A 16,477-nucleotide genomic window follows, 5' to 3' on the forward strand; every position below is an offset into this window, starting at 1 on the left:
CATCTCAAGGTTAATGAACAGCTATATTAAAAAGGCACTTCCGTTAATTTTTCATTTATATATGAAGCTAACAAGTATTGCGCCTCAAATTCACGTCCTGGAATAATCGTCATATCACCAGCCTCGCTCTCCGTAGTGACATCATTCCAAACATTTTCGATAAGAAAGCTCATTCCTTTATCTGCGGACTGCTCCATCTCAGCGAAAAGGTCTTTATAACTGATAAACTTCTGGTTGTTTTTATATACCTGGGCTGATAATGAGGTCAGTTGATATTGAGTGAATGAGCTTGCTTGACATAATTCAACAAGCTTAACCGAATCTTCCATTACGTTATTGGAAGGGATAAAACAACATAAGGTAAATAGTTCACTATGTTGCCCGATATAATTCCCTTTGAGTAATTGCTTGTAGATAGGTAAATAAGAGGGGCGAACTCTTGCCCTTAGAGGTCCAATATCTCCAATCATATTCTCCCACCTCTTTCTAACTGCTGTTCTCGAATTTGTGTGACGCCTGCTTCGGTACTTTCCAAGCGATAGTAGCGCCCGATGTATCCTAATTGTTCAAATTTCCTCTTAGCCTCTTCGTCATACTCCCGATCTGTTACAAGTAGCACCCACTGGGATGTAATTTGAGGAATAAAGCTCATTAGATTCTCTTGGTGTTTGGAAGAAAGACGTCCAAAGGGTGTATCCATAAACAATGGCATTTCAAGTGTTCTCGTACCACCTGCTACTTGGGCTAAGGCTGTAATAAAGCTTAGAGACAGCACTTGTCTTTGCCCTTGGGAGATGTTAGCAAGAAATGCTTGGCCAAAACAATTGAGAACTTCCAAGGAATAATCCTCATTGACTTTTACTTCTTTTAACATGGCCTGACCACTTTCATCTAACAAATATTCCAGGTTCTGGGTGGAAGCCATTTCTAAGTCTTCAATAACATCCTTTTCAAACGTGTCGATCATTTTATTCATCGCTCCGATGGATGATGAAAGAGTTTCTTCTTTTTTGATCAGCTGCTGATGGACACCGCTTTTCACTTTTAGATCACGAATTTTGAGGTCCAACTTCTTGCTTTCAGCGTCTAACTCAGAGAGTTTATCTCTCCATTGTTGCAATTGATACTGAGCTGTAGATTTTTCCTCTGTTAATTTCTCTCTCTCCTTATTTAAATCCATCAGCTTGGACTCACTTGAACCGCTTAACTGTTGATTTAATCTTTCCAGTTGATGAGTGACTTCCTCTAACTTCTGCTCTTCCTTTTTCACGGTGTTTAGATGTTGCTGTAATTCAGTCTCCTTTTCCTGAAGAAACCCATTTAGTTGCATGATTTCCGCTCTTAGATGATGGTAATTCTGATTGGCTTCCTGATTTTGCACGGCGTTATACAACGCCTGAAGTCTTACATATTCAGGTGAATTCTCTTGGAAATCTCGTCCACAAATACAGGTTAAGTCATGCAACAGCTCCTCTATCCCTTTTGAACTCATGGTATCTTCTTGACGATCTTCTCCCAGGTAAAGATCCAGCTGCTTTTTCACTTCTAATAAGACATCTTTGGCAAGGAGAAGAGACATAGTGGAGTGAAAAGAAGTAAATGCTTCTTTGGCTTCTTGCACTCGTTCCTGTATTTGACTCATTTGACTCTCCAACTGGCTGCGTCTTTGAATCAATTCCTTCTCTTTTTCAAAACGTTGAAGAGTAAAGTCGATTTCTTCTAACCTGGAAGTGGAATGATCTATGAGGTTTACCAACGAAGCGATCTCTTCTTTTACCTTTTCCTCTTCCTTTGAAATTTCATCTCTTTGCTTGAGGGCTTTCTTATATTCTCCTGTTGAGTTCTTTTGTAATTCCTTCGTTGTTTTCTTCAATAGGTGCTTTAACACATCTCTAGATTTAATGGCTTGATCAATTTTCAAAAGGTTTCTAATGCCCTGAGAGATCTCTAGCTTTTGTTCTTGATTGGTTCTTGTAAGCCTTTCAATCCTTTCACCGTCAAAGAAGAAGTAGTGCTTCACCCGTTCATCCAGTATGCCGTAGATAAAAGCATCAATCTCTTCTTTCTTTGTGATTTTCACTCCACTAGCATAATCATAGAGGTGTAAGTCAAAAGCAGCTTCGTCTACTTTGTTAGCTTTCTTCCGAGCAATCTGACTTCGATAAAGGGTGTACGTTTTCCCTTCATGACTAAAGGTGATTTGAACGTAAGTTTCTACGCCTTTATGTTCGCTCTCAGCATCTTCCTGTAAAGCTTTACTGTTTGCAAGAAGCAATCCTTTGCCTTGGTCATCTTGTTCCAAAAAACGATCTCCGAACATGGCGTATAGGACAGCTCTATAAAGTCCCGTTTTCCCTCGGCCATTTTCACCTAGAATAACGGTGACCATCTGATCGTTTTCGTATGCAAAATTAATCGTCTGCGTTCCATAAAATTGACGAAAATGATGCATTGTTAATTCCTTGATCATCATAAGCGGTCACCTTCTTTCTTTAACAATTGGTCAATTTTTCGTTCCACTCGTTTACCCGTTGCTTCAATGGATAAAGAACGTTGATTCACTTCATCTAAAGTGATGGACACCACTTGCTGAACGAGGGGATCCTCCCCCTCGACCAGTTGTTTTAATTTTAGAGTTAATTCATTTTCATGACTCATACGTAAACTCCTTTAAACTTTTCATCAAAATTTCGTCTCCCTCTATGAGGAAGTCTGTTTCCCCTCTGGTCATTGCTTCTTCTACCTCCTGCAAGATGTCGCCATCTTGGGAGTAAGATAGATTGCGCAACTCTTTGTTAAAGTCTGAGAGTTTTGCCGCTTTATCAAACCTTGCATCAAGAATATAGGTGATGAATTGTACATTTGTAGCATAAGGCAATGACAAATCATCACTGACGACTAGACAGTTGTAAGAACCAAGCAATGACCAGCGCTCATCTTTCTTTAAACAATCAATCAAAAGGTCTTCTGTCCAGATCATGTCGTCCTTTAGAATTGGAAGGTCTGTAGGTGAGAACAAATCATCAATGGTGAAGACTAGCATTTCCCTTACTTCCATTAAATCTTTTACTCGCTGAAGACAATAGCGATGAAGTTCTTCTTTCTTCTCTTCATTCCAACCAATGACGTCACGATGAATGTATTCACCGGATCGTCCGCTTGTGTAATAAAAGATGTTTTCTGATCTTTGCAAGACGTTATCTAAAAGCCGGCCATGTCCACCTAATTCACTTGTAATCCAATCATGTAACTCTTCTCGAGGGACTTCGCTTTCCCACGACTTCACATACTCTTCAACAAGGGAAACCATGGACAACTCGTCTTTATTGATATCTTCTTTCGTTATATAAGGGTGCCTTGGATATCTGACATCTTTATACACTCGCTTCAACGTGTGATAAAGAAGGTAAGAAGAATGGACTCCATATCCCGCAAGGAAGGTCTGTAATTCCTCGAAGATCCTCCCAATCTGTATAATTGGCTGATCCTCCAGCAACTCTTCTACACGATCAATGACTGGTTGGTATGTTTCCTTTGTAATGTGATCATAGTAGGAAAGCAGCGTATAGAACCCGTGTTTATATTGAATAACCTCATCATCACTAGATAAGTTATATTGCAGGGTGAATTCCTTCCACCCTCTTTTATGAACAAATTCCTCACGTAGCTCACCGTATGGAACAGGATCTTTATGCTCAGTTAATAGTTTACGAATCCAATCCTTGTTCTGTCCTATATCAACACCCTGCAGGGATACTTTAGGGAATTTCTGATAGGAGAGTTCTTCGATTGGGTGCTTTCTAAGGAGAGAGTATAACGCATACTCGTTCGGAATCCCTTTTTCATGAGCCACTTCTTTTACAGACTGATAGATCTTTTGAATATTTATGGTGTTCGTATGCTCAAGCCATTGAAGTGACTGGTTTTGGACTTCTTTAAGCCAAGCAATATCTTCGTTTACATGGTCTCTATGAATGTAGGTCCCTCTTCCCCACAAGAGGTGAGTATCCATTAGATCTTCTCGGCCCACGATCGAAGTAAAGGATCGTTCTCCGCGAAAGCTATTTTGTAGATACTGATTAGCTTTTTGGATAAGCTCTTCTTCCTTTTTGAAAATCTCCACACCTTCGGGATATTCACGCATGACCAATTGAACAATTTCTTTCTTTCCAATAGATCTTAGTAGGGCACTTCCCTGATTCACCCATTGTATTTCCTCTTTGATACAATCCTCAACAAACCCTATTGGAAGAGTTTGTACATCTGCTTGTTTCTCAGACCATTGCTTCAGATCTTCTTTGGAAAATAACTTCGCATAAAAAGATTGCTTGAATTCTTTAACCACGTTGTCCACTATCTTCAAGAAAGGCTCAGACTTATATAGCGTCAGATAGAGTTCATCCATACGTAGAGTAATATCTTCCAACTCTAAAATTTCTGTCATGACATAATGGGACAACCTCTCAAGATAAAACCACTGATTATTTATGATTGGTTCGCTTTTGAACTTCTCTTTAAAGCGGCTGAGCCAATCGTTGAGTAGTTGAAGGAGTCGTTCGTTGTTCTTTTGTAAGACCTGACGGATACGTTCCCTTGTCACCCCTACTTCAGAACCCATTCTTTCTAAAGTTAGATGCTCCCCGAGTTGGAAACTTTCATGTTTCTTCTTCATTAACTCAATATATCTCGGTTGAATTTTATATTCTTTCTGCAGAGTATCCGAGTGGAAAAGATCTTCTAACAAACGTTCTGATTGTTGAAAGAAATACTGCAAGCGTTCTTCCTCATCCATCTGGCTGAGTAGCGCTTGCTGTTGTAATTCATTTTCCAACTCTTTAAATACCTGTGCCAACTGCTGGAAGAACTTTTTAACTTTTCCTCTCCCTGCACCTTTCCATTGAACAATACTAAGGAAGTCCACAGGCAAATCTCCATACGTATTCACGCCATTATCAGAAAGTTGATTGATAATTGGATTGACTGCTGAAAATTTAGATTTGTCAATTGGGACATCGCGTAATACTCCTGGAATATCTATACTTTCTTTATCAAAGATGATCACTTCTCCTTGCTTTTCATAGGAGATGGAATCCTCTTTAACTGGAGTTTGATCTTCTTTTTCTACAATTTGCTGCCACAATTTCTTAATGGCTCCAGGACCTACATGCTTGTAGTTTAGATGGAGACCATCCATAGAAGATGGTAAATCACCGACTTGCTCCAACCCTTGACTTTGCATTTGACTCAAAAGATTGTTTACACCTAAAAAGTTCTCATGATTCAGTTCGAGGTTAGCTGTCTTCTCGCTTAATTGAATGGTCTCTTTGCTAAAATTTAGTTTATTCGTGACAACCTTTTCTCCTGAGAAATCGCCCTTCTTTACTTCTGTTTCCTCATAGGTTTGTAGGAATGTCAACAGATCCTTATATAAATCTTTAAACAACCATTGGAGAGAAGATAAAGAAAGACCATTTAGTTGGTGCATCGTTATAACCCCTGCTTCTTCCAAACGTTGCGCGTACGTTTGTGGCAACCATGCCTTTAACGGTCTGTCTTTTAAATGAGACAGGTTTAACCAATACTCTTCATCAATTTCATTAACTGGCTGAAACTGGTTCAATCTCCCCGTGAAACGTACACCTATCAGGTAGAGCTGATGTACAAGTTGATAAAACCATTCGCGATCATTCATATAGATATCTCGAAGAAGTTGATCAGACAAATCTGAAACTCTTTGCACTTCTTTTTGTGTTTTCAACTGCTCTAGCGGTGTATTTTCAAAGGTTGCTAGATCTACAGCCTTTATATTCTCTGGATAGTACAGCTGACCATTTTCTTCAAAGGTCATGTTATTTTTACAAAAGAATTCAACGGAGAGAACCTTCTCCACTGTCTTTTCTTCTTGTTCCGCTTTATCTTTCTCTTGTTCAGGTGTTACTTCCGTTTCAGGTTGCTCAATTACTTTTTCATCTGTATCTGAAGTTGCTTTTGGACTTTGAGGTTCCTGATTTGTATCAGGCTGCTTTTTCAGCCGTTCTCTTTCCTCTTCCTTATTCTCAGGCCATTTATTTAACATGAACCATGCCGGCTTCTTGTTTGTAGATTTAGATCCCCGTTTCGCAAAACGGAAATAAACGTTATATTTCTTTAATTGAAAGAGAACATCCTTCAATTCCCATCCGCCAATCACCCATATGGCTCCGTTATTTGGCCGTTTGTCTAATACCTCAAGCCCATGTTCCTCTTCTAAGTATTGAAATAAGGCATAAGGGACATTTGATTCCCCGTTCTCTTGCTTTTCTAATTTAGGTTCGGAATCCATCTTACCCTCGTTCGGTTCTTGAGGTGCAGGCACATGGTCCTTTATTTTTTTCAGCTCTTCAATTTCCTTTTTCATTTCTTGCCACTGCTTACCCACGACAGATTCCAGGGATTCATTTAGCAAAGGCTGAAGTACATTAGTCAATTCCTCTTTATCTAATGATGCGTCTTTTTTTGGTTTGGGCAGTTCATAGATAGGAGTTTGATAGTCAAAACTCACGTAAAGCTGGACATACCACACAGAGAGATCATACATATGTCTATGAGCACGAATCGCATGTTCGACATCTCCAAAGTTTGGTTCATGGGCCGCTTTGTTTCCTGACTTACGTAACCAATCAAACTTCTTGAAGATATCTACTTCAATCGCTTCTTTTCGCAGAAGCTTATGTAAACGATCGACATGTTTCGTTTCATACACCTGTTCGGTTCCTTCTTGTTTGGCTACTAACTTCCCTAGGTGTTCGCCATATAAGCGTGCCTGAACGAGCGCACTATTCGGTTGTTCATATAATAAAGCTTCAACTTTTTCTCCGATTTCCACAAATTCTGGAGCCACATCTTTCATAAATGAAAAGATAGAATTCATTTTATTTACTCCTTTTTTACACAGTATTACAAAGTTGTTACAAATTCTTCATTTATTTTATCATAGAAAACTCGTTAGATTTAGGGGATCGTTTACATTTCTTTTGGCAATTTTTATATTTTTAGTATAACGATGTGGGAATACAAAAATATGCATACCCAACAAACGTTCGAGACTTTACCGAACGAGATATGTAAGGGCTGGGTCTGCTTTTTTGTTTGTTCCCTTCTGTGGTTTTGCTTAATAGTTAAAGAAAAAGTCAAAAAAATAAGACCTATATGAAAGAAGTTGTAATTGACTTCTTTCATATAGGTCTACATCCTAATATTCGTTTAAATCACATTCCTTAATTGATGTTAGTATACCCTGAACTGCTTCAACCTTATTTGCAGCCTCCACTTTGTAGTGACGGTTGTAAAATTTGGTCATAGCAATACATTGATCCGCTTGATAAATCTCAATAAATAACGGAACACGCTTAACTTCAAGGTACAAATACTCTTTATAAAATATGTATGTTCCCTCCTAACGATTATTATCCGGTGTATCATTGACTTCTACGACCAATGAACTAGCGGGTACCTCAAGGACATAAGCAATCCTATATAGCATAGGTAGTCTCGGGGCTCTGAGACCTCGCTCGATAAAACTGATATATGTCCGATCAATACCAACTAAATAAGCGAACTCTTCCTGTGATATTCCTCTTCCTTCTCGCAAGTGCTTAATTTGTTTCCCGACAGCTTTTCGTACTTTAACATCATAATCTTTTCCCATAGTGAAATCTTCTAATTGAATGAAGAAGACCACCACGTACGGGGAGTCACATGTAATAAGTTTCCAAAAATCTTCATATCACATTAATCATTAAGTAAAAAGAATTCATACCCAACAAATGTTCTGGTTTATATTCTTTTTTCGTTCGTTACGTGTTATCCTATCTAAAGAAAAAACATAAAGGTATGTGATCTAGATGCCCCAAGTCCAATACGGCACAACCACCATAGACTATGAATTACTAAACATGAAACGAAAAGACTTGAAAATCACTGTGGATCTAGTGAACGGCGTGCAAGTAGCAGCTCCAGAAGAGACCAGTTTGGAAACGATAGAAAAAGCCATCAAACAAAGAGCTTCCTGGATTACAAGTAAATTGCGGGAGATTGAGCAAGTCCACACCCCTTCTTTTAAGAAGGAATATGTGAGTGGGGAGAAGTTTCCCTATCTAGGTCGTCACTATCGGTTGAAAGTTCATAAAGAGGCTGTTCCTACACCAGTATTGAAGTTTCACCAGGGGAAGTTTATTGCAATTGTTCCACGCGATTGGGAATACGAACAAGTGGAAAAGGTTCTCGAAGCAAAGCTCATTCAATGGTATCGCGATCATGGCATAGTAAAAGTAAAAGAACGCGCGGAGATTTATAAAGAAATTCTCGGTGTATCCCCGAACTCTCTACAATTACGTACGCAACATAAACGTTGGGGAACATGTACACCTAACGGGGATATTTACTTGAACTGGCGAATTGTCATGGCTCCTGTTTCCGTCATCGACTACGTGATCGTCCATGAACTTGCTCATTTGATTGTTCCCGAGCATAATGAAAAGTTTTGGAATGTCGTCCAGTCGGTTCTTTTTGATTATGAAAAAAGCAAAGAGTGGTTACGAGTTCAAGGAATGGAACTACACACAATAGGTTCATAAAAAGGCAAGGTACCCAAACTTGGGACCTTGCCTTTTGTTATTAGTAAGCGATTTGTTTATAATGGACTTCTGCAAGCTTCATCATTTGGTGGGCAACGTTTTCTACTCGATCCTTTGGACAGTTACTTGCTCGTAATTGATTTTTTATACTTCTTCTCATCTGGCGTTGGACATCTTCTTTTTCTGTCCAGTCGATGACCGCATGCTCTTGAACCACTCCTGTAATCAAATGGGTTAAAGCTTTGAGATTTTCTTCTTCATGGTCTTCCAGTTCTCTACTAAGCAATTGGAAGAAAGGGTATTGTTCCGGTTCAAATCCATGATCTTTACTTTCCTCTGCGTTGTTTCTCATCTCATGAATCATTTCCCGATACTCTTCTAGCAACTCTTCAATCGTCATTTGTCTTTCTTTGCGGCGTTCGATCAAGTCTTCCAATCGCTCTTTTAGGGAAGTGTAGAGCACAGGGTTTTCTTCCAATTTGATACGTATTTCATGCTTAATGGCGTGTTCCATTTCTGCCGCTTTCGCTTCAGGTGTTTTGATTTCATCTATTTTATCCTCAAAACGGTTCGATAAAATATCTATTGGTTCAAACAAGATGTGTGGTGTGGAAGCATAGACATATTCCTCAATTATCTGACGGACTTTTTCACCACAATCGGAGATATCCGCGCCATCTTCATCATGATAACGGGACTTTGCTAAGACACGTATTTTCCCTAACCATTTCAAATCGTCCAAGTAAGGCTTCGCTTTTGGACTCGGCATAATCATGTCCATACTTTCGGAAAAATGTTTGAACGCCGTATCGAACTCATTACGGATATCTTCCTGTTCGAGAACAGCTAAACAACCATCCAGATCTTCTTTACTTTTATAGTCAAAAAATCGCATGGCTTTTCGATGCCGTGTTTGCAAGCGCGGAATTTCAGCGTCTACGTCACTCATAGCCCCTTTAATATCCTCTTCATGGAATATACCTAGCGCTTCTTCAAGGAAACGTGATACCCCAAAATAGTCGACAATTAGACCATATGTTTTTTTATCATACGTCCGGTTTGTACGGGCGATGGCCTGCAGTAGGTTATGCTCCTTTAATGGTTTGTCCAAGTACATCACCTGCTCTATTGGTGCATCAAAGCCTGTCAGCAATTTATCACAAACGATCAGGAAGCTTAGTGAGTCTTCTTCCATCGGCTTTTTAAAGCGCTGAATGACGTCTTTTTCCTCTTGTCTAGAGAGGTAATGTTTTTGCATTTCTTCTTTATCATTATGACCAGCTGATATAATTACTTTTGACTCGTAATCACTCAATTCATCCAGGATGTTTTTGTAAAGAACGGCAGCTTCCCTTGATATTGCAACAATTTGGGCTTTGAAACCATTCGGTTTAATATGATCTTCAAAATGTTGAATGATATCAAGCACAATTTGCCGGACCCGTTTCGGTGAAGCTGTAATCGCTTCTTCTGTCGCAAATTTCTTCTTGATCCGTTCCCGATCTTTCTCTGAGTAATCTCGGAAAAATCGATCGAACAATTGATCAACACTTTCTCCTTGGACATGAAGGTCAACAAGACGAGATTCATAGAAAATCGGCACCGTTGCGCCATCTTCTACCGCCTGTTCAATGGTGTATTTATCAATATAGTTTCCAAACGTACGTCTTGTGCTTTTATCTTTTTTATCAATAGGTGTGCCGGTAAAACCTATATACGTGGCATTCGGTAGTGCCATCCGCATGTTTAACGCTAAAGAACTGTACTGACTGCGGTGACTTTCATCAACCATTACGATAACATTTTCCGACTTTGTCATTTCCGGAAAACTGTCTTCTCCTTCAGCTTCCTGAAACTTTTGGACGAGTGTCATAATCGTCGATCCAGGCCCCTGCCTTAAATAGTCCCTCAATTCAGAAACGGAACCTGCCTGTTGCGGGTTCGGAAACTCACAGCGCCGGAACGTGTTCGTAATCTGCTGGTCCAAATCTTGACGGTCTGTCACGATCACAATAGTCGGGTTTTTCAATTCGGAGATTCGGCGTAACTTCGTCGCAAGGAAAACCATCGATAATGATTTTCCAGAACCTTGGGTCGCCCAGACGACACCTCCGCGATCTTGGGGAGTGTTTTCATGAAGGATACGGTTAACTGCACGATTGACCGCCCGATGTTGCTGGTACCGAGCAAGTTTCTTAATGACTTTCCCCTCTTCAGGCTCATAAACGATAAAGTTCTGTATCAGATCCATCAAGCGCTCTTTTACTAACACACCTGTAAGGAGGACATCCTGCGCCGAAGGATTCGGCCCAATTTCCGATACTGTACGAGGATAGGGATCTTTCCATGAACTATAATGTTGCACCTTCGCCCCAATTGTTCCCACTCTAGCACGATCATTACTTGTGGAAATCACGAACTGGTTGTAATAAAAGAGATTTTCACTATCCTTTTGATAGCGAATCAGCTGTTTCACCCCTTGTCCGATCTGTTCATCAGGTGGGAGTGTCGGACTTTTGCATTCAATGACTACTAGAGGTAGACCGTTTACAAAAATTAATAAGTCAGGACGAATGGTACCTTTTGCATTCGTAATCGAAAACTGATCAACAACGAGAAATTCGTTGTTTCCCAGATCTTCAAAGTCGATGAGCTGAACGGTCTGATTTTTTCGTCCTTTTCCCAGGTCCTGATTGACAGACATTTGGTTAATCAAAACCTCATGAAAGTATTGATTTGCTTCCATGAGGTTTGTGAAATCTAAATGCGTAATGTGACGAACAACTTTATTCAGATTGTTTTCATTGATCCAGGGATTCAGCCTTTGAATGACTTTTGACAACCGGGTCTTCAGAGTAACTTCTGCTTGGGTATCTCTTTCCTGATCTAGCTTGGTTCCTATTACATGGGTGTATCCGAGCGACTTCAACTGATTGATGGCACGATCTTCGACTAGCTTTTTCTCATTCCAGTCTTGAGTAATGTTCAAGATGTGATCACCTCTTCATCGTCAACAGGTACACGTACTTTACCTGTGAGAAGTTGTTGCATAAGACCTTTTTTAAGTTTTTGTAATGCTTGCAGTTGATTTTCTTCAAGTTTAATTTTTTCATTAAAACTAATTAATATTTTTGCTATTTCTTGTTGTTCTTCAAAAGAAGGAATTGCTAACTTTAATTTGCGGAGAGTTTTTAGACCTATACGCAATCTAGTCGTACCTGTACTATTATTCTCTGCCTGTTTACGGAAATATGGTGAATTAATTGCATTCATAATGAAATATTTATCATATTTCTTCTCATCTACAGCTAGTCGTATTCCGTCTGAAGCCATTAAATATCTCTCATTAAAATCAGGAATTAAACAAGCTCTAGCTACCGGTTCTGCCATTTTAGCAATAATTATATCTCCAGGATATATATTGCACTTATAGAGTTGATCAGCCTTCTCTTCGCTTGTATATATTTTATAACTGTTAAAAAAATCTCCCTCACCAATATTCTGAAGTTGAATTATTCTAACTCCTTCACTCTGGTATTCTTTCGATGTCAAATCAGATCCGAAAGGTCCACCTGTAAATGAGTATTTATCTCCCTTGGCTATATCTGTCAAATCTGTTATTTCCCAACTTTCAGGAATTTCCCCAACAGCCGTCTTCTTAAATTTCTTATGCCCGATACCTTTGGTCAACAGCTGTTGCATCAACCCTTTTTTCACTTTCTCGGTCTGGGTGATGATTTGTTCGGTCTTCTCGATCGCTTCATCGACGGAGGAGATGATTGCTGTGATTTTCTGTTGTTTTTTAATCGGGGGAATAGGAAGTCTTACAGTGCCTAGGTTCTTTCTACTAACTCTCTGCCTGGTTGTACCTGACGCAAAAGCTTGAACCTTCGATAATACCTTGTATGAGTTTAATAAATAATTAATAAATCTTTTATCATACTTAGCTTCTTCCGGTCGAAAAATTGCTACATCGACAGAAGTTATGTTCTTAGTACCTAAATTCGGTACTATACAAGACCTCCCTATAGGATCAGCGAGCCTGCATATAAGAATATCTCCTTCTACTACTTCTTTACATTTTAGAGAATCAAATGATTCTTCAGAGACATACTTTTTTATGTTTTTTTCTTTAAATGAACCTAGTCCTATATTACCAGTTTGAATCAAACGGATTCCTTGATTTTCAATATATTTGGATTCAACCCAATCCCCGTCCACAAAAGAGTTCTCTACATCATTGCTAGCTATATCGAGTATTGTTTCCAAGTTCCAATCAGTTGGAATATTACCATACTCAGTTCTTTTGTAGTCACTCATAATACCCTAACTCCTTTAAAAACCCGTCCATCTTTTGTTCGGTAATTTTACGTTCAGATTCAATTTTTCTTAATTGGGCTAATTCAAATTGAACATTTATTTCTTCTTCCTCTTCAGTAGTATCAATATACCTCGCAATGTTCAGGTTGTACTCATTCTCTTCGATTTCCTCCAGCTCCACCAAACGACAATACTTCTCGTGATCTTTCCATTGATCATAAGTTTCAACCATCTTTGTAATATCCTCTTCTCGAAGAATATTCTGATTTTTACCTTCTTGATAATCCTTCGATCCATCAAGGATAAGTACTTTACCTTTTTTATACTCATCTTTGTTACGGTTTAAGATGAGAATGGCTGCCGGGATACTTGTTCCATAGAAAAGGTTAGAAGGCAGTCCAATAATTGCTTCTACTAAGTCTTCTTCTAATAGACCTTGACGAATTTTCCCTTCCGCCCCTCCTCGGAAAAGTACTCCGTGAGGCATAACGACGCCTGCTTTCCCTTCATGGTTCAGTGTAGCAACCATATGCTGTACAAAAGCATAGTCACCTGCGTTTTTTGGAGGGAGACCAAAACGGAAGCGTCCGAATTCATCACTTTCCGCTTCTTCCCGTCCCCAGTTTTTCAAGGAGAATGGTGGATTAGCAATAACACGATCATAGCGAAGTGGTTCTCCACCTTCTGTCAGCTTCGGTTCACGAATCGTATCTCCACGCTCGATACGGTGGTCACTTAACCCGTGAAGCAAGAGGTTCATTTTACAAATCGCCCATGTATTCAAGTTACGCTCCTGTCCGTGCAAGGATAGATTACGTGGGTTTCCACCATTGGCTTTAATATAGTCGACGGATTGAACGAGCATCCCGCCGGATCCAACGGTCGGATCACAAACACGCATCCCTTCTTCTGGCTTGATTAATTTAACGATGAGTTCTACGACTTTGCTTGGTGTATAAAACTCGCCGCCTTTTTTACCTGCATCATCGGCGAATTGCTTGATTAAGTATTCGTAAGCACGACCTAGCATGTCAGGTTCAGAAAGGTTTTGGTTTCCTAGATTTAATGAAGAGAAATGTTGAATCAGTTGAATGAGAAGTTTGTCAGGAAGCTTTTCTTTATCATTGAAGTCAATACTTGCAAGAACACCTTCCAACGCTTTGTTTTCTTCTTCTAACGCTTCAAACGCTTTGTTGATCGTATTACCAATGTCTTGCGTTTGTTCCTGGACATGTGCCCAACGCGCTCGTTCAGGTACGAAGAATTGGTGTTCATCGCGGTCATACCAGCCGTAATCGTCGCCTTCTTCTTTTTCTATAGTTACAGCTGTTTCAACGAACACATCGTTCAATCGTTTGAGGAAAAGTAGTCCGAAGATATAGTTCTTATAATCAGAGGAGTCAATGCTCCCTCGTAGGATATTTGCAGATTCCCATAAGTGGGACTCTAATTGTGGCAATGTCAATTTAGTCATATAATTTAACCCCTTTTATTTTTCTCTACCTTCAAATATATCAAAAATATTACAATAGACCAATGGAAAAAGGAGGCTCAACCGCCTCCTTTTCTTTATTCCACCTTTGTCCACTCACCGTTCCCCCACGTTTGGAAACCACGATCAGATTCTTGTATCTCTACAATCGAAGAACCACCAGGGTTATCATTCGCGATGATGGTATCAAGCTCTCCACTGAACCCGCTCAAACGAGCCCAGTAGCCTCCCCCACTCTCACTCTTGTATGTGCCTGGTTCGATGTCTTTTCCAACCAGGTAAGTGCCATCACCGAAACTCGTTTGTTTTTCCGGAGCATAGCTGTCATCAATCAACGTCCAGCTGCCTGTACCCTGAGTGCTGAAGGCGGTGTCAGATTCTTTCACTTCGACGTATTCCTGGCCTTGTGGGTTGCCGTTCGCGATGATGTCGTCGAATTCACCGCTGAATCCTGCAAGGCGTTCCCAGTAGTACACGGATCCTTCTGATTTATAGAGGCCTGGTTCGATGTCCGTTCCGACTTCGTGCATGCCTGTAGAGACTTTTACGGTATCATCTTCTGGAGGTGCTTCTTCTTCCTTCTCTTCCACGGTCGGTTCTTCAACTTCCTCTTCAGCTGGTGCTTCACTTTCTTCTGTTGAGATTTCTTCGGTCTCTGTGCTAGCCGCTTCCACTTCCTCGACCGGCGTCTCTTCCGGTTCTGCTTCTGCCTGGTCCTGTTCTTCTCCTCCGCCTTGAGCTGCAGCGAAAACGACGAGAATCACGACTCCCCAGAACCACCATTTTTTGATGAAGCTTTTCTTTTGTTTTGCCATGTGTTTGTTCCTCCTTGATTTGTGTTAACTCAAGGATAACGGGTGGGGTGATCAAAAATTTGCACTCCCAACACACGTTCTCTATTCATACTGCTTGGACATCTTTTGCACTTCTTCTTTCACTTGTGCCACGAGGGATTCGGGCGAGACGACTTTCGCTTTGTAACCCCAGGTGAGAATCCAACCGATGAGTCCGATACTCATCTTTGCCTTCGTTGATAGGAGGAACCGGTCGTCACTGATTGCATTTATGGAGGCGTCTTTTCCGAAACGGTCGAGGACGACGTTCAGGAGACTTGCATCGAATTCGATTTTGATCCAGGCGTCCTCCCCTGCGAACATGTGGAAGCTTTGGTCGACGTATTCTTTGACAAGGAAATCTTGTTTCCGTTTGAAACGCTCTCCCGATATTTCGATGTTCCGCATGCGGTCTAAACGGTAGTGACGCATCTCCCCATTTCCGCGGAACCTTCCGATCAGATAATAAAAATCGTTCTGCCAGATGAGCGCATAGGGCTCGACATGATATGTATCCCCATTCCGGTGGTATTCGTATTCCTTGTCCATATTGTATTTTCCGTACTGGTAACGGAGCACCTTCTGTTCTGAAATCGCCCTGTGGACATTGTCGATGCTCAATTTGACCAGTTCATAATCGTCATTCGCTGACTGGGAGTACAGCAGCGGGTCCGGAAGCGTCTTTGCGATATGTCTGCTCGTCAGCTGCTTGTTCCGTTCGATCAGATCCTTCTTCTCTTTTTCGGTGATGAATTTCGCGGATAGGATGGCGTCATTGATGAGCCGCAACTGATAAGTCTCGAATACGCGGTCTTGATAACTGTAATACACTTTACCGAAACGTCCGGTATTTCGGATGATTTCGATCCCCGCATCTTCGAGCACGTCCATATCACGCTTGAGTGTACGGGCATCGAATTTCGCTTCCGGTCCGAAGTAGAGCTTCAGTTTTTCACAGATTTCCTGGATGCTCAGTTCATGATGTTCATCCGTCTCTTCGAAAAGGATATCCCTCAGTTTGAGTAGTCGTGTGTTGTTGTTCAATTCCATGATACGGCCTCCCCTATTTCGAATCTCCTTCTAGTATAATACAGGAAGCAGCCGGAATAAATGGAGTTTTCTTGATATGTATAGAACAGTGAAGGATTGAACGGAGGATACAACAAATGGAATTTCCTCTCGAAGATCAGTGCATCCGGTCATTTGTACATGTTAGT

11 protein-coding genes are annotated in these 16,477 nt (G+C 40.5%); 1 reads left to right on the forward strand and 10 read right to left on the reverse strand.

Annotation, left to right across the window (positions count from 1 at the left end):
- Positions 1 to 26 precede the first annotated feature (26 nt).
- The 5 genes from K2225_RS11730 to K2225_RS11750 all read right to left on the reverse strand — a co-directional run bounded on the left by K2225_RS11730 (position 27) and on the right by K2225_RS11750 (position 7,687).
- Positions 27 to 470, reverse strand: coding sequence for a hypothetical protein (locus tag K2225_RS11730; protein WP_220584939.1), 444 nt, complete (start codon positions 468 to 470; stop codon positions 27 to 29).
- The gene (locus tag K2225_RS11735) at positions 467 to 2,470 is read right to left on the reverse strand and encodes an AAA family ATPase (protein WP_255574480.1); all 2,004 of its coding nucleotides are present in this window, start codon (positions 2,468 to 2,470) and stop codon (positions 467 to 469) included. The genes K2225_RS11730 and K2225_RS11735 overlap by 4 nt, the downstream gene beginning before the upstream one ends.
- Positions 2,470 to 2,658: a hypothetical protein gene (locus K2225_RS11740; protein WP_220584941.1), complete on the reverse strand. Its 189-nt coding sequence runs from the start codon at positions 2,656 to 2,658 to the stop codon at positions 2,470 to 2,472. Before K2225_RS11740 ends, K2225_RS11735 begins: the two co-directional genes overlap by 1 nt.
- Positions 2,648 to 6,910: a hypothetical protein gene (locus K2225_RS11745; protein ID WP_220584942.1), complete on the reverse strand. Its 4,263-nt coding sequence runs from the start codon at positions 6,908 to 6,910 to the stop codon at positions 2,648 to 2,650. The genes K2225_RS11740 and K2225_RS11745 overlap by 11 nt, the downstream gene beginning before the upstream one ends.
- Positions 6,911 to 7,435: 525 nt before the next feature.
- Complete coding sequence (locus K2225_RS11750) at positions 7,436 to 7,687, reverse strand: helix-turn-helix domain-containing protein (protein WP_220584943.1); 252 nt, start codon at positions 7,685 to 7,687, stop codon at positions 7,436 to 7,438.
- A gap of 196 nt (positions 7,688 to 7,883) precedes the next feature.
- Between K2225_RS11750 and K2225_RS11755 the strand changes: the two genes are divergently transcribed.
- Positions 7,884 to 8,615 (forward strand): M48 family metallopeptidase, encoded by a 732-nt coding sequence (locus tag K2225_RS11755; RefSeq protein ID WP_220584944.1) that lies wholly within the window; start codon positions 7,884 to 7,886, stop codon positions 8,613 to 8,615.
- Between the two features lie 40 nt (positions 8,616 to 8,655).
- On the opposite strand, the gene K2225_RS11760 is transcribed toward K2225_RS11755, so the two are convergent.
- From K2225_RS11760 to K2225_RS11780, 5 genes are all read right to left on the reverse strand, one after another.
- Positions 8,656 to 11,604, reverse strand: coding sequence for a type I restriction endonuclease subunit R (locus tag K2225_RS11760; protein WP_220584945.1), 2,949 nt, complete (start codon positions 11,602 to 11,604; stop codon positions 8,656 to 8,658).
- Entirely contained in the window at positions 11,601 to 12,935 is a 1,335-nt protein-coding gene (locus K2225_RS11765; protein ID WP_220584946.1) for a restriction endonuclease subunit S, read from the reverse strand. Before K2225_RS11765 ends, K2225_RS11760 begins: the two co-directional genes overlap by 4 nt.
- The gene (locus tag K2225_RS11770; RefSeq protein ID WP_220584947.1) at positions 12,928 to 14,409 is read right to left on the reverse strand and encodes a type I restriction-modification system subunit M; all 1,482 of its coding nucleotides are present in this window, start codon (positions 14,407 to 14,409) and stop codon (positions 12,928 to 12,930) included. The genes K2225_RS11765 and K2225_RS11770 overlap by 8 nt, the downstream gene beginning before the upstream one ends.
- Before the next feature lie 95 nt (positions 14,410 to 14,504).
- Positions 14,505 to 15,242 carry an Rv1352/Rv1906c domain-containing protein gene (locus K2225_RS11775; protein ID WP_220584948.1) on the reverse strand — a complete coding sequence of 246 codons (738 nt, stop codon included), beginning with the start codon at positions 15,240 to 15,242 and terminating at the stop codon, positions 14,505 to 14,507.
- A gap of 81 nt (positions 15,243 to 15,323) precedes the next feature.
- Positions 15,324 to 16,310, reverse strand: coding sequence for a helix-turn-helix transcriptional regulator (locus tag K2225_RS11780; protein ID WP_220584949.1), 987 nt, complete (start codon positions 16,308 to 16,310; stop codon positions 15,324 to 15,326).
- Positions 16,311 to 16,477 lie beyond the last annotated feature (167 nt).

This window comes from Halobacillus sp. Nhm2S1, from assembly GCF_019599545.1.
GTDB lineage: Bacteria > Bacillota > Bacilli > Bacillales > Halobacillaceae > Halobacillus.